General features: G+C 35.5%; 15 protein-coding genes and 2 riboswitches. Of the genes, 13 read left to right on the top strand and 2 right to left on the bottom strand.

Going from position 1 to position 18945, the window contains the following annotated elements:
- The first annotated feature begins 4 nt into the window (after positions 1–4).
- From ACYUJ6_RS15175 to ACYUJ6_RS15140, 8 genes are all read left to right on the top strand, one after another.
- Complete coding sequence (locus ACYUJ6_RS15175; RefSeq protein WP_461843538.1) at positions 5–937, top strand: ABC transporter permease; 933 nt, start codon at positions 5–7, stop codon at positions 935–937.
- A 134-nt stretch (positions 938–1071) separates the two neighbouring features.
- Positions 1072–1255: riboswitch (cobalamin riboswitch) on the top strand.
- 141 nt (positions 1256–1396) lie between these two features.
- Entirely contained in the window at positions 1397–3157 is a 1761-nt protein-coding gene (locus ACYUJ6_RS15170) for a cell wall-binding repeat-containing protein (protein WP_461843537.1), read from the top strand.
- 23 nt (positions 3158–3180) lie between these two features.
- Complete coding sequence (locus ACYUJ6_RS15165) at positions 3181–4752, top strand: Ig-like domain-containing protein (RefSeq protein WP_461843536.1); 1572 nt, start codon at positions 3181–3183, stop codon at positions 4750–4752.
- A 75-nt stretch (positions 4753–4827) separates the two neighbouring features.
- Complete coding sequence (locus ACYUJ6_RS15160) at positions 4828–5736, top strand: energy-coupling factor transporter transmembrane component T (RefSeq protein ID WP_461843535.1); 909 nt, start codon at positions 4828–4830, stop codon at positions 5734–5736.
- Entirely contained in the window at positions 5717–7351 is a 1635-nt protein-coding gene (locus ACYUJ6_RS15155; protein WP_461843534.1) for an ABC transporter ATP-binding protein, read from the top strand. Before ACYUJ6_RS15160 ends, ACYUJ6_RS15155 begins: the two co-directional genes overlap by 20 nt.
- Positions 7348–8064, top strand: coding sequence for an ECF transporter S component (locus ACYUJ6_RS15150; RefSeq protein WP_461843533.1), 717 nt, complete (start codon positions 7348–7350; stop codon positions 8062–8064). The genes ACYUJ6_RS15155 and ACYUJ6_RS15150 overlap by 4 nt, the downstream gene beginning before the upstream one ends.
- Entirely contained in the window at positions 8054–8758 is a 705-nt protein-coding gene (locus ACYUJ6_RS15145; RefSeq protein ID WP_461843532.1) for a DUF4430 domain-containing protein, read from the top strand. The genes ACYUJ6_RS15150 and ACYUJ6_RS15145 overlap by 11 nt, the downstream gene beginning before the upstream one ends.
- 44 nt (positions 8759–8802) lie before the next feature.
- Positions 8803–10026 carry a prenyltransferase/squalene oxidase repeat-containing protein gene (locus ACYUJ6_RS15140; protein WP_461843531.1) on the top strand — a complete coding sequence of 408 codons (1224 nt, stop codon included), beginning with the start codon at positions 8803–8805 and terminating at the stop codon, positions 10024–10026.
- 370 nt (positions 10027–10396) lie between these two features.
- On the opposite strand, the gene ACYUJ6_RS15135 is transcribed toward ACYUJ6_RS15140, so the two are convergent.
- Positions 10397–11770: an ISNCY family transposase gene (locus ACYUJ6_RS15135; protein ID WP_461843530.1), complete on the bottom strand. Its 1374-nt coding sequence runs from the start codon at positions 11768–11770 to the stop codon at positions 10397–10399.
- Positions 11771–12037: 267 nt separating this feature from the next.
- Positions 12038–12152: riboswitch (SAM riboswitch) on the top strand.
- A gap of 304 nt (positions 12153–12456) precedes the next feature.
- On the opposite strand from ACYUJ6_RS15135, the gene ACYUJ6_RS15130 reads away from it, so the two are divergent.
- The 4 genes from ACYUJ6_RS15130 (at position 12457) to ACYUJ6_RS15115 (ending at position 16895) form a co-directional block, all read left to right on the top strand.
- A complete protein-coding gene (locus ACYUJ6_RS15130; protein ID WP_461843529.1) occupies positions 12457–13731 on the top strand; it encodes an O-acetylhomoserine aminocarboxypropyltransferase/cysteine synthase family protein in 1275 nt (424 codons plus the stop codon).
- Between the two features lie 44 nt (positions 13732–13775).
- Entirely contained in the window at positions 13776–14741 is a 966-nt protein-coding gene (locus ACYUJ6_RS15125) for an alpha/beta hydrolase (RefSeq protein WP_461843528.1), read from the top strand.
- A 107-nt stretch (positions 14742–14848) separates the two neighbouring features.
- On the top strand, positions 14849–16297 hold the full coding sequence (locus ACYUJ6_RS15120) for an APC family permease (protein ID WP_461843527.1): 1449 nt from the start codon (positions 14849–14851) through the stop codon (positions 16295–16297).
- Between the two features lie 235 nt (positions 16298–16532).
- Positions 16533–16895: a hypothetical protein gene (locus ACYUJ6_RS15115; RefSeq protein ID WP_461843526.1), complete on the top strand. Its 363-nt coding sequence runs from the start codon at positions 16533–16535 to the stop codon at positions 16893–16895.
- A 46-nt stretch (positions 16896–16941) separates the two neighbouring features.
- On the opposite strand, the gene pssA is transcribed toward ACYUJ6_RS15115, so the two are convergent.
- Positions 16942–17469 carry a CDP-diacylglycerol--serine O-phosphatidyltransferase gene (gene pssA, locus ACYUJ6_RS15110; protein WP_461843525.1) on the bottom strand — a complete coding sequence of 176 codons (528 nt, stop codon included), beginning with the start codon at positions 17467–17469 and terminating at the stop codon, positions 16942–16944.
- A gap of 144 nt (positions 17470–17613) precedes the next feature.
- Between pssA and ACYUJ6_RS15105 the strand changes: the two genes are divergently transcribed.
- A complete protein-coding gene (locus ACYUJ6_RS15105; RefSeq protein ID WP_461842474.1) occupies positions 17614–18747 on the top strand; it encodes an ISAs1 family transposase in 1134 nt (377 codons plus the stop codon).
- Positions 18748–18945: the final 198 nt, after the last annotated feature.

The following is an 18945-nucleotide window of genomic DNA, read 5'->3' as shown; positions in this document are numbered from 1 at the left end:
TCATATGAACAGTACCTTTATGATTTCAGTGATTGCGGCGGGCATTGTTGCAGGAACCCCGCTGTTATATGCATGCCTTGGTGAAATCCTATCTGAAAAGTCGGGAATTATGAATCTGGGAGTGGAAGGTATGATGCTTGTAGGAGCTGTAGTGGGATTTGCAGTGAGTATTCATACTCAAAATAAGTGGATGGGTTTTATGGCAGGCTGCAGTGCTGGTGCAATCCTGGCATTTTTTCATGGTATCCTTACCATAAAATTGAAGGCCAATCAGGTGGCAAGCGGTGTGGCTCTTACTATATTTGGTACAGGGCTTAGTGCATATTTGGGGAAATCTTATATTGGGGTGCTTCCCTCTGTGTCATTTAAGGAAATAAGTATACCATTTTTAAATGAAACACCTGTAATAGGAAAAATTTTTTTTAAAAATGATGCCCTGGTATATCTGAGTTTTATACTGGTTTTTGTAATGTGGTTTGTACTGTATAAGACGAAAGCAGGACTTATAGTGAGAACTGTTGGTGAAAATCCATCTGCCGCAGATGCAGCCGGCATAAATATTTTTCTTGTAAGATATACATGTGTAATTTTAGGAGGCATGTTGTCGGGAGCTGCAGGAGCATATATATCACTTGCATATTCTCCTTCCTGGAGTGAAAATATGACCGCAGGCAGGGGATGGATTGCAGTAGCTCTTGTAATATTTGCAATGTGGAATCCCATTCGGGGTATGATAGGAGCATATATTTTTGGAATTATAAATTCCCTTGGACTTCATCTTCAAGCTTTCGGCTTTGCTGTTCCTGTATATATACTTCAGATGCTTCCTTATATTTTGACTTTTGCAGTCCTTATTTTTACTACCAGAGAAACAAGAACAAGACGTTCCGTCATGCCTCAGGCACTTGGAATGCCATATTCCAGGGAGGAAAGATAATTATAAGGGCGTGGCAGTTTATTCATTGGGTAAACTTACCATAGTGTTTTTACTCGGTATCCTGTTTAATATGTATTGACTGGATAAAATTTATATCATATACTTAACAATAAGGTAATAAATTGTTTGTAAAAATTTAATATTTGTTGTTAGGTGCTGTTGTTTTAACAGTTAAAAGGAAAAGTTGAAGAAGTACTGCAGCCCCGCCGCTACTGTATGGAGGATGAAACCTTGTTTATATCACTGGTAATGTATCTGGGAAGATAAGGGAGTAGGATGAATCTGAGCCAGGAAGCCTGCCTGACATTTTTGTTAATTCTTTCGGAGGGAAAGATATTATATATTTTATTAAAGTTATGTGCTTTATTGGTAAGATATATGTGAACATTTATGCTGGAATGTAAATAATGGAGACCCTTGGAGGTCTCTTTATTATTGATCATAAGGAGGAATTATGATATGCAACATATGAAGAAAATCATAAGCAGAATTGTCATGTTTTTGTTTGTAATTGGCATTGCTTTATCCAGTTCCGCTGGAAATGTATTTGCGGATTCAAACAGTACCGGCGGCATGACTACCACTGCAAATGAAAACAGACTTTCAGGAAATGACAGAATTGAAACATCTTTAAAAATAAGTCAGGATGGGTGGAAATATGGTGCAAATACTGCGGTTATAGCCCAGGGTTATGGCTATGCAGATGCCCTTTGTGCAGCACCTCTTGCAAAAAAATACAATGCGCCTATAATACTTTCCAGGCAGGATTCACTGAGTGATGAAACTATAAGTGAACTCAAAAGGCTTAAGGTGGACAAGGTATTTGTGGTTGGAGGGACAAGTTCCCTTTCTGACAATGTGGAGTCACAGTTGAAAAACATTGGTGTCAGCAGTGTGAAAAGACTTGGCGGAGCAGACAGATATGAAACTTCTGTAAAAATAGCCGAAGAACTGGGAGATGCTGATAATATTGTAGTGACATCCGGAAGTGGTTATGCGGACAGTCTTTCAATAGCATCCATAGCTGCAAAAAAGGGAATGCCCATATTACTGTCTCAAAGTAATGAACTTCCCCAGATAGTGAAAAATTACTTGAAAAACCGGGATATAGCAAAAACTTACATAGTAGGCGGTACAGCGGTTATAGCCGGCAGTCTGGAATCATCTCTTCCAAATGCCATAAGACTTGGAGGTACCACCAGGTTTGATACAAATTTGGCTGTACTTGAAAATTTCAAAGACGACCTTAATTTTGACAATGTGTACATAGCCAGTGGAGACGGCCCCAATGGGGATGAGTTTGCAGACGCCCTTTCCGGATCGGCTCTTGCGTCCACAAAATCTGCACCTATGGTTTTGGTTTACAAAACCCTGAGTACAAAAACCGCAGATTTCCTGAAATCAAATATGTCCAGCAAAACCATGCTTACAGCATTGGGAGGTGCGCTGGTGGTACCGGCTGTAATCGTGGATGATCTGGTTCATTATTTTAACGGTGAGGCTACCAGCGGAGGCATAGGAGATGATACCAAACCCGGTACAGGGGGAGGCGGAAATTCAGGAACCTTTACGTTGGAAATTACTAAGGATAATAATGAAACTGTTTTAAAAAAGCAGGTGTTAAATATAGATGGCAGTAAAACTGCTTTTGATTATTTAAAATCTATGGTGGACAGTGTAGAAGTGAAAAGTGGATATATAAATTCTATTTCTGTAAATGGACAGAGCTATGTGAATAAGTCTGCTCCCGATTTGTCCCATGGTACCAGCTGGTTTATATATGTAAATGAAGGCTTTGCCACTGTAGGTTCCCAGTCTATAAAGCCACAATCTGGAGATGTCATAAGGTTTGATTATCATAATTGGACTTATGAAAATCCTGGCGGAACTGGAGGAGGGTCCGGTGGCTCTGGTGGAAATAATAATCCTCCTAAACAGGATACCCAGTTGACAACGCTGAATGGAGCTGAGGGGCTTAATCTTGTGATCACGGAAAAAGTGGATGGAACTATAAATATACAGGCTAATAGCAGGTATTTAAGCGATTGTATAATCATCAGGCTTTATGATGATAAAGGTAACTTAAAATATATAAATGAATCTTCAGGTGGGAAGATGGATATAGATACTACTTTAGATCCTGGTAATTATACAGGAACTATAAAGGCATCTTCCAGCATGGATAATAAGATTGATATAGAAACATTTAGTGTATCTTGATTTTGGTATAAGGGGTGAATGTGATGAAAAATTTTAATAGAAAATTTCTATCTTTTATAGTATCTGCATTTATGGTAATAGGTGTTGCAGGAAGTACTACAAGTACTGTATTTGCAGATGAGGGACAAACTACCGGACAGACAGATTATATGGATTCTGTAAATGAACTTATAGATAATATAAGTGCTACGGTGAATGATGAAAATAACAATGGCTGGATAGCTGTGGACAGGGCAATTGCAAATCTGGCACTGTACAAGGCTGACAAAGATACAGTATCGAATTATGTAGATAATCTTAAAGAAGCCTTGAAAACTCCAACGATTGGAACATATGAAAAAGGCGTACTTGGATTATTGGCAGAAGGGAAAGATCCTACCAATTTTGAGGGCGTAAATCTTGTAGAAAATATATATAACTGTGATGAGCAGACTATGAAAAATGGAGGAATGAATATTTATTTATATGCTCTTTTAGCTTTAGACGCGGCAAATTTTTATGTACCTCAAAATGCTGTTTGGACGAGAGAAAAACTAATTGATGCTATATTGAGTGATTCCAGCAGGCAAAATGGTGCCTGGTACTCTAATGTTAACCAGTGGACTCCAGGTGCAGAAGAAAAATATGTTATGGATCCAGATACCACAGCTGTGGCACTTTCAGCTCTTGCACCTTATTATTATAAGAATAGTGAAGTGAAATCTGCAGTAGACAGTGCAGTACAGAAACTTTCCGATGAACAAAATGAAGACGGGGGATTTACATCTTGTTATGGCGGGGAAAACTCCAATAGCACAGAAATGGTCATAATTGGTCTTTGTGACAATGGAATAAATCCTACTACAGATAGCAGGTTTATAAAAAATGAGAATCCTATAGATGCTCTTTTAAGATATGCCGTTAGCGATAAATCAGGATTTGGCTATACAGATAGTAATAGTGTAAATGTATATGCCACAAACCAGGGACTGGAAGCATTAGTATCCTATAAACTTTTAACTGAAGGAAAAGGATCTGTATACAAGGGATTTTATGTTCCTGCAACTAGCATAACTTTAAATGAAAGTGAAGATAAATTAGTAAAGGGTGGAAGTGTACAGCTTACAGCATCTTCATTACCTGGTGATGATAAAATTTCATGGAGCAGTTCTGATAATAATGTAGCTACAGTTGATTCTAATGGTAAGGTTACTGCAGTTGGAGAAGGACAGGCCACTATAACAGCTGCTGCTACAGATAATTCCGGCGTAGAAGATACATGTGAAATTACTGTAGTCAAGGAAATAGTTCACATAGAAAATTTAACTGAAAACACCAGCTTTTCTTTGGGAAATGATGCAGACATAAAAATAAAAGCTGAAAATGTATCTTCTCAGGATCAGCCGGTTACACTGATGGTAGCTCTGTATGATGATAATAATAAAGGTAAATTTATCAATCATGTGAGTGTAAGTCAGTCTATAAAAGATGCTGAATCATCTACAATAGATGCATCTATGCAGATTCCATCTACGGGAAAATATACATTAAAAGCCTTTGTTTTGGATGACAAGGATAATCCACTTTCTGATACTATAGAAATACCTATAAACTGATATTTTGGGGAATACTTAAAGAATGGCTGCTGGATTACAGCCATTCTTTAAACAGCTTAAAGGAAGTGAAAATCCATGACTTATAAAAATAGAGAAAATTCCAGATACTTCATTGATTTTAAACAGTACCATGTGCTTACAGCTTCTCTGGTTTTTATCTCCATGATGATGATAATATTTTCAAATGACAATCCGGTAGTACTTGCATCTGTATATGTATTTGTTATATCCATGATATTATTCTGCAATGAAAAACATAAATTTAAAGTGGCACTCTATTATTTTGTACCCATTGCCTTTTTTATAATTCTATTAAATGTGCTCTTTGTGAGTTCAGGAAGAACGACACTATTCTATCTGTTTCATAAAAGATTCACACTGGAGGCCTTTGTATATGCAGTGGTGATGTGCTTTAAGTTCCTGGCGGTTATATATCTGTTTTTGATATTGGAACTGATGATTGACTCCGACAGGGCCGTTTCCTATTTTTCCTCCATAATGCCAAAGTCAACCCTTATGCTGATGATAAGTTTCAAGCTTATACCCAGCATGAAGGATAGATTTAAAAATTTAAAAGAAATATATGAAATAAGAGGTGTGGTATTTCACAGGAAAAAAGCCAGGGAAAAAGCTGCAAGTTATATTCCGGTGATGTCAATATTGCTGGAGGATTCCATGGAAGGTTCCTTTAACATAGGAGAAGCGGCTTATGTCAGGGGATTTTTAAGTGGAAACAGAAGCGTTTATGAAAGGCAGAAATTTAAAAGCAGGGACTGGCAGGTAATAATTTTAAACATAACTCTCATTGTATTTTATGGAATAGCACAGTTTAAAGGATGGGCAAAATTTGATATATACAATGGTGTAACCATTGTGAACTTCATAAATATTGGTATAGCTGTTATTTTTGCTTTTATAGTGGCTATTTCACTAACAGTAATATTAAATGGCGAGGAGAGGGAATATGGCATATATAGAGATTGAAAATTTGAATTTTACTTATCCTATGGAAAAGGAAAGGTCTTTGAAAGATATAAATCTATCCCTTGAGAAAAATGATTTTCTGTTAATAGCGGGGAGATCCGGATCCGGCAAATCAACTCTTGCCAGGGCAATAGTGGGGACAGTTCCCAATTTTTACGGTGGAACTATAGGCGGAGAAATAAAAATAGACGGCAGATTTTTAAAGGATATGGATCATAAAGAAAGAGCCCAGAAGGTGACTATGGTATTTCAGGATCCGGAAAAGCAGCTCATGATGAATAAAGTTCACAGGGAAATAGCCTTTGGCCTGGAGAATATAGGAGTGGATGAAAGGATAATAAAGAGAAGGGTTTATGAGGCACTTCAATTTTCAGGAATACTTCATCTGGCTGACAGGGATATAACTTCCCTGTCGGGTGGGGAGAAACAAAAGGTGGCAGTAGCCTCTGCACTTGTATATATGCCTAACTGCATAATTCTGGATGAACCCACTTCACAGCTGGATCCTTCTTCTGCAGAGGAAATGCTCAATATAACAAAAAAAATAAATGAGGAACTTGGTATAACCATAATAGTAATAGAACAGAGGGTGAACAGGTGGTTTGATACTGTAGATTCCATAGCCACTATGAATGATGGTACTTTGGAATTATTTGAAGATAAGAGTGATTTCTATTACAATTGTAATAACAGACAGTTTATGTTTATGCCTGATTATCTAAAGTTTTTCAAAAAGATGAACTTTGATAGTATGCCAAGGGATTTTAAAGATGCCAGAGTCAAGATTTTAAACAGTTCTCTCAGTATCAAACCAGAAAATGAAGTCGCTGCCACTGAAGATCAGAACAATGTGAAAGAAGTGCTTTCTGTAAAGAAATTGAACTGTAAATACAGTTCAAAGCAAATTTTAAAAAATATAAATTTTACTGTAAGAGATGGTGAATTTATTGCCATAATGGGAGCTAACGGTGCAGGAAAAAGCACTCTTTTGAAAACTATATTGGGACTTAAGGAGTATGAAGGCACAATAAAGCTCTATGGAAAAGATACTTCGAAAATGGATATAAAACAGATAGCCAGACACATAGGCTATGTATCTCAAAATCCCAATGATTATCTGTCCAAGGACAGTGTTTATGAGGAAGTCAGATTTACTATGGACAATTATGGAATATACGATGGAAAAGTAGTGGAGAATATTCTAAAAGAACTTGAAATATATGATTTAAAAGATAAAAATCCAAGGGATTTAAGCGGAGGTCAGCGTCAGAGGGTGGCTATAGCATCCATACTTGTTCTGCAGCCGGATATGATTTTCTTGGATGAACCCACGAGAGGCCTTGAAAGCGGGCTTAAGTATAAATTGGGAAAATTGCTTCAGAAACTCAATAAAAAGGGTACTTCCATTATTCTTGTAACTCATGATACGGATTTTGCCAGTAATTTTTGCAAAAGGTATATGGTCATGTTCAACGGCAGTATTGTAGCAGACGGCGGCAAAAAGCAGGTACTGGGGGACGGAATATTTTATACCACTTCCATGAATAAACTGCTGAGAGACAAGGACAGCAGTATATTCACACTGGAAGAAGCCATTGGAAGGTGTTCAATATGAAGAAATTAATTATTGCTGTTACTTCTGCTATAATTATAGTGCTCATGGTACTTACAGTTAAAAGCAATTTTCAGACGGGAATTTCACTTATATGTACTATAGGAGTTTTTGCAATACTTTTTATGAGTTATTTTTATTTTGAAAAGAGTCACTCAGGCACGAAGGAAATTGCAATTATAGCTACATTGAGTGCTTTTGCAGCTGTTTCCAGAATAATATTTGCGGTAGTTCCCAATGTAAAGCCCATAACTTTTCTGGTGGCAATTTCCGGTTTTGTATTTGGACCCTATGAGGGGTTTCTAATTGGAAGTACATCTGCATTTTTGTCAAACATATTTTTTGGCCAGGGACCCTGGACTCCATGGCAGATGTTTTCCTGGGGCCTTGTGGGAATTGTTTCCGGAGTTTTGGGAAAAGATGATAGAAAAGTTTCCGCTCTTAAATTTTCAGTCATATGTTTTTTATTTGGATTCATGTTTGATTGGATTATGAATCTTCAGTATGTGCTAGCTTTTGTAAAGCCCATAAAATTTTGGACTATTGTAGGTGCCTATGCTTCCGGATTGACTTTTGATATTCTGCACGGCACCAGTTCATTTGTATTTTCCATTATATTTTACAAAAGATTTTTACCGGTACTTCAGCGTTATAAGAGAAGATTAATTATAAGTTATACGGGTATTAAAGGGGGAGATGGAATTAATGAAAAGTAAAAAGAAAAAGTATGCAGTCATTATATCTGCCGTTGTGGTCTGCGTGGTGGTATTTGCATTTGCAATCAAGGCCCAGAAAATCTATACAAGTACTACTACAAATAAGCAGATGAGTGCTGAAAACACTCAGGGAAAGTCTAAAGATGTGTATAAATCCGATAAAAGTGAATCTGAAGCTAAAAATGGTTCCCAAACTTCTGCAGCATCCGGTAAAGCAGCTGCAGCATCTGATTCAAATAGTTCAAATACGACTTCAAAAGGAAATAGTCAAGCAGGGCAGGCTGTTTCCAGCCAGTCAGGCTCGGCCCAGACATCCGGCACAAATGGTACAAGTTCCCAGAAACCAGCAGAACAATCATCTATTGAAATTATTGATGCCATACATGGAAATACAGTAGTTTTACAGAAGAATCTGGACAACATAGATGGACAAACTGTGGGATATATAACTCAAAAAGCTCTGGATGAAGCTAAAATAAATTATACCACTAAGGGAACCGGGTCTACTGTCTATTTTTCAGATATAAATGGATTGAAGGAAAAAGCAGAAGGCCCACTATCCGGCTGGTGTTATTATGTAAAGAAAAAAGGACAGTCTGAATTCAGCAAGGCAAGTGTTGGAAGCGGACAATATGTGTTAAACAGCGGCGATGCTGTAATCTGGAAGTATGTTGAAAATGGATACAGCAACTAAGTTGTATTTATTAAAATAACTGTATACGGGAGGGAAAAGATAAAATGTTAAGATCAAAGATAAAATATGCTGTCTTGGGGACAGTAATAAGCTCAACATTGTTGGTTCAGCCTTTTTTTGCAAAGGCTGCCTCAGCAGATAAATCCATAACTGACCCGGATAAATCCTGGACCATAAAATTCAATCAGTATGTAGGTTTTGACGATGAGACAAAGAATGCCATAACTGTAACGGATAGTGAGGGCAATGTGCTATCCACCAATATAAAATTGCTTGATAACAACAAGATAGAAGTAGATGCTCCAGAAGGCGGATACAAGCAGGGTGAAATCTATACTTTAAATATAGGAAGTAAAGTTCATTCTGTAGGAAGCAGATATTTAAAAGATGATGCCAGGTATACCTTCCAATTGAGCCCTGCTTCCCAGGATTATAATTATAAATCCCGGGTGGAAAATGCACTTAATACAACTGTAGACAGAATTTTAAAAGATGGAATCGAAGATGATTGGCAGGCATTTGTGGTATACAAGCATGGAAAAGAAGTTCCTTCAAGTTATTTGACCTCTCTGAAAAATACTTTGAGTTCGGCAAAAGCAGATTCTTTAGATCCTACAGACTATGAAAGAATGACAATTGTTCTATCATCCATAGGGCAGGATCCCACGAATTTTGGGGGGGATAATTTAGTAGAAAAAATATACAACAACACAAATATGGACAGTCAAGGGGTAAATGCATACATATTTGGACTTATAGCTCTGGATTCCGGGAATTTTGACCTGCCGGACAATGCGCTGCTGAACAAAGATAAATTAATTGATAAAATAATATCTTCCAAGACAGCAGATAATGGATGGAGCATCACTGACAAAGCGGATACGGATATGACGGCCATGGCTCTCACGGCTCTGGCACCTTATGCAGATAGGCAAGATGTAAAACAGATTATAGATAGTGGAATTGAAAAACTTTCTTCCATGCAGGACAGTGATGGAGGATATTCTTCCATGGGTACAGAAAACAGCCAGAGTTTATCCCAGGTAATAATAGCTCTCTGCAGCAACGGGGTGGATCCTGCAGGAAGTGAGTTCACTAAAAATGGCAGGAATTTAATGGATATGCTTTTAAGCTATCAGGTTGACGGAGGGTTCAGCCTTGACAAACAGACCGGTTATAATTCCCTTTCAACTGAACAGGCTGCTGAGGCTCTGGAAGCCTATAAGCTGTTCAAGGAACAAGGCACTGGCATATATGTATCAAAATAGAAGAATAAGTGCGAAAAGATGATCTCTATATTGTATAGAGGTCATCTCTTTGCATTTCTTTGCATTTCATCTTTTTCAATGAGTTTTATGTTGTAAAGCTAAAAATATAAATCCCAGCCTTCTTCTTTAACCAGGTAATCTGTCCATGCAGTATTATTTTTTGATTCAATTATATATTTAATATCCTTTAATTGATGTGTCAACCATTTTCGAAAATGTCCCAAAATAAGTGAAACATTAGCACCAATAATCAATTGGTGCTCTACTTATTTTAAGTCCTAATTTTAGGTACACTAAACATACCTACTGCTTGATATTTTTTTAAAAAAATGCAGAGGTCGTTTTTGAATCTATTTATTTTAAATTAACATTAGCAAGTCTTACTTGCCCTATGCGCTTGCTTTTCTAGATATGCTTGGAATGATGCTTGCTTCCAAGGGTGACTCATTGGTGGCAGGTAGCGCTTATGTTTTTTAGGGTTATCTTCTACAAAATCAAAATTCTTTGACTTAGTTTCATGAACCTGTAATTCTTCTAAACCATATATTTTATTGCCTACACTGACGTATAAACCATCATTAAAGGCTTTTATAACTAAGGCATCAGTACCTTTTCTAAAGTAAATAGGATGGTTGTTGGCATCAACAAGTTTATAATACTTATTATTGAATTTTACACAATGTCCACAATCAATCTTACGATCTGCTAAAACAGCAAGTGTTAAATTAATTTTATCAATAGATGGTTGTTTTTCAAACACAGATTTGGTATGATTGATTTCAAGAGCAAATTTGGTATTGAATTCTTTTATGTAGTGATTCAAGAATTCATTTGCCTGTTCCAGGCTTGTTACACCTGCTAGCTCAAGTTCTAAGGGTAATCGTGATTGTAATGTTTGGAATAGGCGTTCTACACGACCCTTTGCTTGAGGGACACTACTAGTTTTAATTTCAATACCTAATTGTTTGCAGGCATATCCAAATTGTGTAAAGGTATCCTCCTCTGTAGTTGGAGCTTTCTTTTGTTTGTATTCAAATACAGTTCTTCGATCAGTGAATAACATATATGGGATACCGTATTGTACAAGAATCTGATTCAATACATTGTAATATCCTTTCAGGGTTTCCTGTTCATCAAAGTACCCGCCAACAATAGCACCAGTTGAATCATCAATGGCTATGTGGAGCTGGGATTTAGTGTTTCCAAACCAAAGATGTAAAGATGCATCCATCTGGATCATTTCACCAAAGTAAGCACAACGTGGTCGGCGCGGATGAGCGTCTTCAATAGCAATAATGGATCTATCAATTTCTAACTTATCGTCTGTGGATAAATTGGAACTTTTTTGTTTCTCTAGTAATTCCATTTTCACCCTCATTTTCGTAACACGACAGGCTTTGGGAGATATGATATGTTCAGCCATAAGGATTGTGTTAATAGTGCTAGGAGCAATAGAAATGCCTTCATAAGCAGCTAAAAGCTCAGAGTAGTGTGTAAAGTTTGCTCCATGATATTTAGTTTGATATAAATCAATAATTTTACGTCTAGTCTCTTCTGAAAAGCAATTGATAGGCTTGCGGCCTTTATTCCCGTGGACAAAGAAATCCTTGCCCTTAGCACAATATCCATTTACCATTCTATTCACATGTCTAACAGAACAATCAAGACGAATAGCAGCAGCTTTCTTATTACCATTGGTTTCTACTAATTTTTTAATAATCTTATATTTAAAATCTTCTTTCATACTTAATTCTACCTTTCTAATTATGTCCACCTCATTTCTTATTGTCATGAGGTATATTCTAACATTATTTTTTATTTATTTGGGACATAATCGCAAATGGTATACTAAGACATTATCACAAATCAATCATATTATATATTTAATATCCTTTAATTGATGTTGACAAAAAAGATAAAAGCTTGTATAGTATATACAAGTTATACATAGACTGTTTAGCTGGAAAAGCTGGAGGTCAGATTTTAATTGTGTATTTAATTTAATAGTGGATTCTTATCAAGAGTGACTGAGGGACTGGTCCTATGACGTCCAGCAACCTAAATGCGATTTATTATATTGTATTTAACGGTGCTAATTCCAGCAGGTTAAACCTGAGAGATGAGAAATGGAATTGAGCTTCTCATAGGTTTACTATAAGAGGTTTTTTGTGATTTTAGATATAATTTTAAAATGATGTACTTAGTTGACCAGATATACTAGAGACTATGCAGGTTCATTTATTGAATGCTGCATGGTCTTTTTTTAAAAAAATTTTTTGAAATAAGAAAATAATTTCGGGTATTAATGTGAGGTTGTGGGGAATTGAGATTAAAGAGATAAAATTTGATTTATGAGCTGGAAATTGAAGTGGCAGAATTATTGAAAAGTATAAGAAATTATAAATAACATTTAAATTGGAGGATGATTTTATGAGTAAGGAATTTAGAATAGGGACAAAAGCTGTACAATCTGGATATTTCCCTAAATCAGGAGAATCAAGAGTAGTTCCTATAGTACAGAGCACATCTTACAGGTATGACACATTTGATGAAGTTGGAAATGTTGCAGCAGCAAAAACTCCGGGATATTTATATACAAGGATAGGAAATCCTACAGTTACTGATCTGGAAAAAAAATATGTGGAATTGCAGGGCGGAATTGAAGCAGTAGCAACATCTTCAGGGCAGTCTGCTGTGGTCTATTCCATAATAAACATAGCTAATGCCGGTGATAACATTATTGCAAGTTCCAAATTATATGGGGGAACTTATAATCTTTTTAATGCAATTTTGCCCAAGTTAGGTATCAAGGTATCTTTTGCTGATCCGGAAGCCTCTGAGGAAGAAATACTATCTCTTGCTAAAGAAAATACTAAGCTTATATATGGAGAAACAATAGGAAATCCAGGGCTTAATGTTCTTGATTTTGATAAGTTTTCATCAGTGGCAAAAAAACTGGATATACCATTTGCTGTAGATAATACTATTGCTACTCCTTATTTGATCAATCCATTTGAATATGGTGCCAACATTGTAGTACATTCAACAACTAAATATTCAGATGGACATGCAGTAGCTTTAGGTGGAATAATCATTGATGGTGGTAATTTCAATTGGGCAAATGGAAAGTTCCCTGACTATACAACTCCAACAGGGCCAACTGATTTAATATTTGTAGATGAATTTAAAGAAAGAGCATTTTCCGGTAAGTTAAGAGTAAATCTAGTTGAAGAGTTTGGTGCAGCACAAGCTCCGTTGAATGCATTCTTAACAATTTTAGGATTGGAAACTTTGCATTTAAGAATGGAAAGACACTGCTCAAATGCATTAAGTCTGGCTAAATACCTCTCAAGACATCCTAAAGTTGAGTGGGTAAAGTATCCTTATCTGAAATCGGATAAGGAGTATGATAGAGCTAAAAAATATTTAAGAGGAGGTGCTAGTGGGATTTTGACTTTTGGTGTAAAAGGAGGTATTGAAGCGGCAAAAAAAGTAGGGGAGAGTTTAAAGGTGGCTTCCATAGTTGTTAATCTGGGAGATGTGAGAACATATGTGATTCATCCTGCAAGTACAACACATATTGCACTTAATGAAGAGCAGCAGAGATCTGCAGGTGTAACACCTGAATTGATTAGAGTATCTGTAGGAATTGAGGATATTGAAGATATAATAGCAGATTTTGAACAAGCTCTAGATAAAATCTGACATATGCAGATTAGAAAAATATATTCTCTGGAGGTATATATATTATGTGTAACAGTATAGAATATAAATCTGAAACGTTTTTTTACAGAGATCAGCAGAATGTAAAACTTTTTACTAAAAAATGGTTGCCATGTGATGAATCTAGAATAAAGGGAATTATACAGGTAGCACATGGAATGGGTGAAACTGCTGATTATTATAGGGAATTCAGTGTGAATATGGTTAAATTGGGTTTTGCCGTATATGTTAATGAAGCCCGTGGTCATGGGAGGACAGCGGGAAACATAAATGAACCATCTTATGAAGAAAGTGCAGGTTATATGGGTGAGGATGGAATATCGTGGATGGTAGAAGATATTAAATTATTAACGGATATTATAAAAATTGAAAATCCAGGGTTACCAAATTTCCTTTTAGGACATAGCTTGGGATCTGTGCTGGCTCAGATATATGCATATAAATATGGAAGTAAAGTAAATGGGATTATATATTCTGGAACTACCGGGCCAATTGATGGAAGAAGAATAGAAAAATTGATTGAAGTAGTGGAAGAAGAGGTTGCCCAGGTTGGAAGAAAGGGTAAAAGTGTAAAAACTGCAGATTATTTTTTTAGACATTATAATGATAAATTTCAGCCTGCAAAGACAGATTATGACTGGCTCACCAGTGACTTCACCATGCTTGAAAATACATTAAGCTCTCCTTATGCAGCCATAGATTATAAAGTTGGATATTATGAAGATTTCATCTATGCTTTAAAAAATTTGCATAGAGAAGAAGTTATTAAAAAAATACCTAAAGATCTGCCTATAATTTCCATATCGGGAAATGATGATCCTTTTGGGAACTACGGAGAAAGCATAAAAACACTATTTCAGACATATAAAAAATTTGGAATAAAGGATACAACATATAAAACATATAAAAATGGAAGGCATGAGATGCTGAGGGAAGTGAATAGAGATGAAGTAATCAGGGATCTATATAATTGGCTGTGCAGCCATATATAAAAAATAACTATAAATTGCTCACTGGAAAACCGGAGGCTTTAAGCAAAACATTTAATTGCTTAAAGCCTTTTTTATAAAAAATAATTTATAATATGGAGGAAGATAATATGGTATATGATAATAATTCGGGACTAAAATTGAAGTGCTTGGAATTTAAAGATTTATTTGCACAATCTATCGCAACTATTGGACCGTCAGGTGGGCCTTTAGTAGCAATTCCCATGGTAGCAGCCAGTGCGGGAAATGGAACATGGCTATCTTTTGCTATTGCTGTTATAGGAGTGATTTTTATAGGTAAAAATATTAACTGTTTTGCAAGAGAATATTTAGGAACAGGGTCGTTATATGGATATATCATAAAGGGTATAGGACCGAGATTCGGTATAATTGGTGCATGGGCACTTGTTATTGCATATATTGCTTGTGCTGCTTCAGTTGCACCTTTATTTGCCAGCTACTTAAATGTAATTATAAATCCAATTGGTATTTATATTCCATCGGTATTGATTATTGGTATAGTTTCATTTGCAGCTTGGTTTTTAGCATGGAAAGATATTTCTTTATCATCCAAGGTTATGCTTTATATTGAGATTGCTTCATTGATAATAGGGGTCATACTTGCTTTTATTGTAGTTTTTAAACTAGGCTCAAATGTGGATGCAGCACAATTAAATGTAAAAGCATTTTCTGGTTCAGGAGTTATGCAGGGTACAATTCTGGCATTTATGTGTATGGTAGGTTTTGAAAGTGCAACTATGCTTGGAGATGAAGCAAAGAACCCTTTGAAAAATATTCCTAAAGCGGTGACATTAAGTGCCTTTATTGCAGGACTTTATTATATTGTTAATTCCTATGTGTATATATCGGCATTTAGGTTTTTAAATGATAAATATACCACAAGTCAGGCTCCTGTGACAGAAGTGGCGGCTCATTTTGGAGTATCCGCATTAGCGGTATTATTGACAATAGGTGCCGTTGTCAGTTCTCTTGCAGTGGTATTAGCCAGTATAAATGCTGGTGCCAGAGGATTATATGAAATGTCTAAAAACGGTATTTTAAATGAAAATATATCAAATACACATAAAAAAAATAGAACACCTCATGTGGCAATAGGTATTGTATCTATTATAACATTTGTAGTACCTACAATTTTAACTTTATCAAAAGTTGGGCTGTCGGGAATTTGGGGATTAGTTGGCAGTATAAGTTCCTTGGGGTTTTTAACCACTTATCTATTAATTGATATAGCAGCTCCCATATTCTTGTATCATAAAAAGAAGTTAAGGGCAACAAATATAATTATATCAGTAATTGGAGGCATTAGTGTGCTTATACCGTTTATAGGCAGTGTTTATCCAATTCCAGCATATCCTAATAATCTACTTGTTTATATTTTTATTGTATTACTGGCCAGTGGTTTTATCAGGTTTTTATGGAAATGCAGAAAACAACCGGATATTATCTTAAATATTAACCGGCAGCTTGATGATAATTATAATAGCTCCCAAAAAGAAAGGGAAGGCCAATATAAAGACAAACATAATATGGCCATATAAGTTATCACCTGGAAAGTGTTTACAAAAAAGTCATCACTATTGAGGTGCTGACTTTTTTGCCTATTCAGTGGCCGAACTTGAAAGCTTTCTTCATGCCACTTTTTTGAGAAATTTTATTTTATTTGAGGAGATGTTTTCCGTAAAGATAAGATTAAAAACTATGTAAAGTTATAATTTCATATAATTTTAATATAAATAATATAGTATACTATAAATTTTGGTCAGGGTGGTAAATATGTCTCATAGAAAGGTAATTGAAGATTATTATTGTGATATAAATAACCTGACAGATTTATTGTCTAAATTGACAAACTGTTATAGATTGCTGGTGGGAGGTGCGGGAGAATTGAATTCCATTGCAGCGGCACATAAAAAGGATGTTAAGGATGCACTGCACAGGGCAGATGAGCTGGGTGATGTAATTGACAAGATCATAAATGCAATAGATAAATCTACTGTGGAATATGCTCAGTACTGTAAAATGAGGACTGAAATTATAAAGAAAAAGATGAAATTTGAATATATAGAAACAGAAATAGATGAGGAATTGTTCATCAATAGTCTGGATGAGATAGATAACGACATGAAAGAGGAATAAGTATAAAAGTTTATCTATACTTATTTCTCCTTTATGATTTTATAAATTAAAATTTCTTGAATCTATGTTTGCATATCATCAAATAGGAAAGTACTATAATGAGTAAGATTGTAGCTTCTTGGGGAAGAGGATGTCTTATTGTGATTAAACAATAAAGTGCCATGAACATACCTGCAAATGTTATTGGGATTCCAAAGAATTCTCCGTCAAATTCAGTGACATTAAATCTTGCCAGTCTGTATGCCCCGCATATTGGCAGTAACAATACCAATATATAACCTAGCAAACCCATACTGGAAAAATTATAAAGATTAAAGGCAAGAACCGAAGGCGCCACTCCAAAGGAAACTGAATCTGCAAGAGAATCCAATTCCTTACCCAAATCACTGGATACATTTAGAAATCTAGCAACCCTTCCATCATATCTATCAGCTAAACATGCAAGCAGTATGAATAAACCGGCCCATATATAATTTTCTTCAAAAGACATCATTAGAGACATTATACCGAAACTAAGATTACCAAGGGTAAATGCATTTGGTACAGTGCTTTTAGCTATTTTTATTTTAGCCATAGTAGATCACTCCTTAAAATAACACCAGGGTTAACGCATGAGTAAACAAAGTGTTAAAATGCCTAAAATAGTAAGTTTGGAGCTTCTTTTAAACATATTATTGTGGTATTATAAATCATATAAATTTATATGAGGTAAAATACCATGGTAAAACGTAAAATGTTAACACATTATTTTGGACTTATAACAGATCAAAGACAGGATACAAAAATTAAACATAACCTAACATCAATATTATTCATAGCTGTAGTTGCAACATTAGCAAATTGTGACAGCTGGGTGGCTATAGAAGATTTTGCAAACGACAGGATCGATTTCTTCAAAAAATATCTGACTTTGCCATATGGGATACCTTCTCATGATACCTTGCAAAGAGTTTTTGAATGGATTGACCCAAAAGAATTTAGAAGTAGTTTTATGAAATGGATAGAAGAAATATCAGCAAGTTTGAATGGATCTATTATAGCGATTGATGGAAAGACTGTATGCGGAGCACGTAATATAGCTGAAGAAAAATCAGCAATACATATAGTAAGTGCATGGGCAAGTAAATATAGAATAGTTATAGGACAGGTAAAAACTGCCGAAAAAAGTAATGAAATTACGGCTATTCCAGAACTTCTAAAATTACTAGATATTAATGGATGTATTGTAACTACTGATGCAATGGGATGTCAGAAAGATATAGTAAAAGCGATAGTGGATAAGAATTCTGATTATGTGCTTGCACTAAAAGGAAACCAGAAGCTTTTTTATGAAGAAGTTAAAGAATATTTAGATGATGCAGTAGAAACGGGCTTTAAAGGTATTCCATACAATTATACAATGACAGTAGATAAGGGACATGGAAGAAATGAAGTACGAAAATACTACATTACAGAAAGTATAGATTGGCTCAGTACACGCAGTGAATGGAAAAGTTTAAAAAGTATAGGAATAGCTGTACGAAAGAGTGAAGAAAAAGGGAAAATAACAATAGAGAAAAGATACTATATAAGTTCTCTACCGGCTGATGCTGTAAAATTTTCAAATGCTGTGCGTAAGCACTGGGGAATTGAAAGTATGCATTGGGTACTTGATGTAGTGTTTAATGAAGATTCTAACAGGACAAGAAAGGAACACAGTCCAGAGAATCTATCATTACTTAGGAAGTTTGCACTTAATATACTTAGAAATATAGAAACAGAAAAACCTATGAGTGGCCCAAGGAAAAGGGCTAAAGCAATGACAAATGAAGATTTTCTTGATTCAATTGTAAAGCATACATTTTTGGCTTGATAAAATAGGGCTTATTTTTGATGTCACGGGATATATCCAATAACAAGGACTATCTGGTTAATTAAAAAAAAGCTATTGGTTCATACCACCATATGTGAAAATTTAGCAATGATAGAATTTATTCCAGAGTTTATCTGGGACATAAGAGATTATAACTTTTCATGCGTTTGCCCTGAAAATAACACAATATTTTATTGC

The organism is Clostridium sp. JNZ X4-2, from assembly GCF_054889485.1.
The sequence above is the reverse complement of the archived record's forward strand: the minus strand, read 5'-3'. Positions and strand labels throughout refer to the sequence as shown.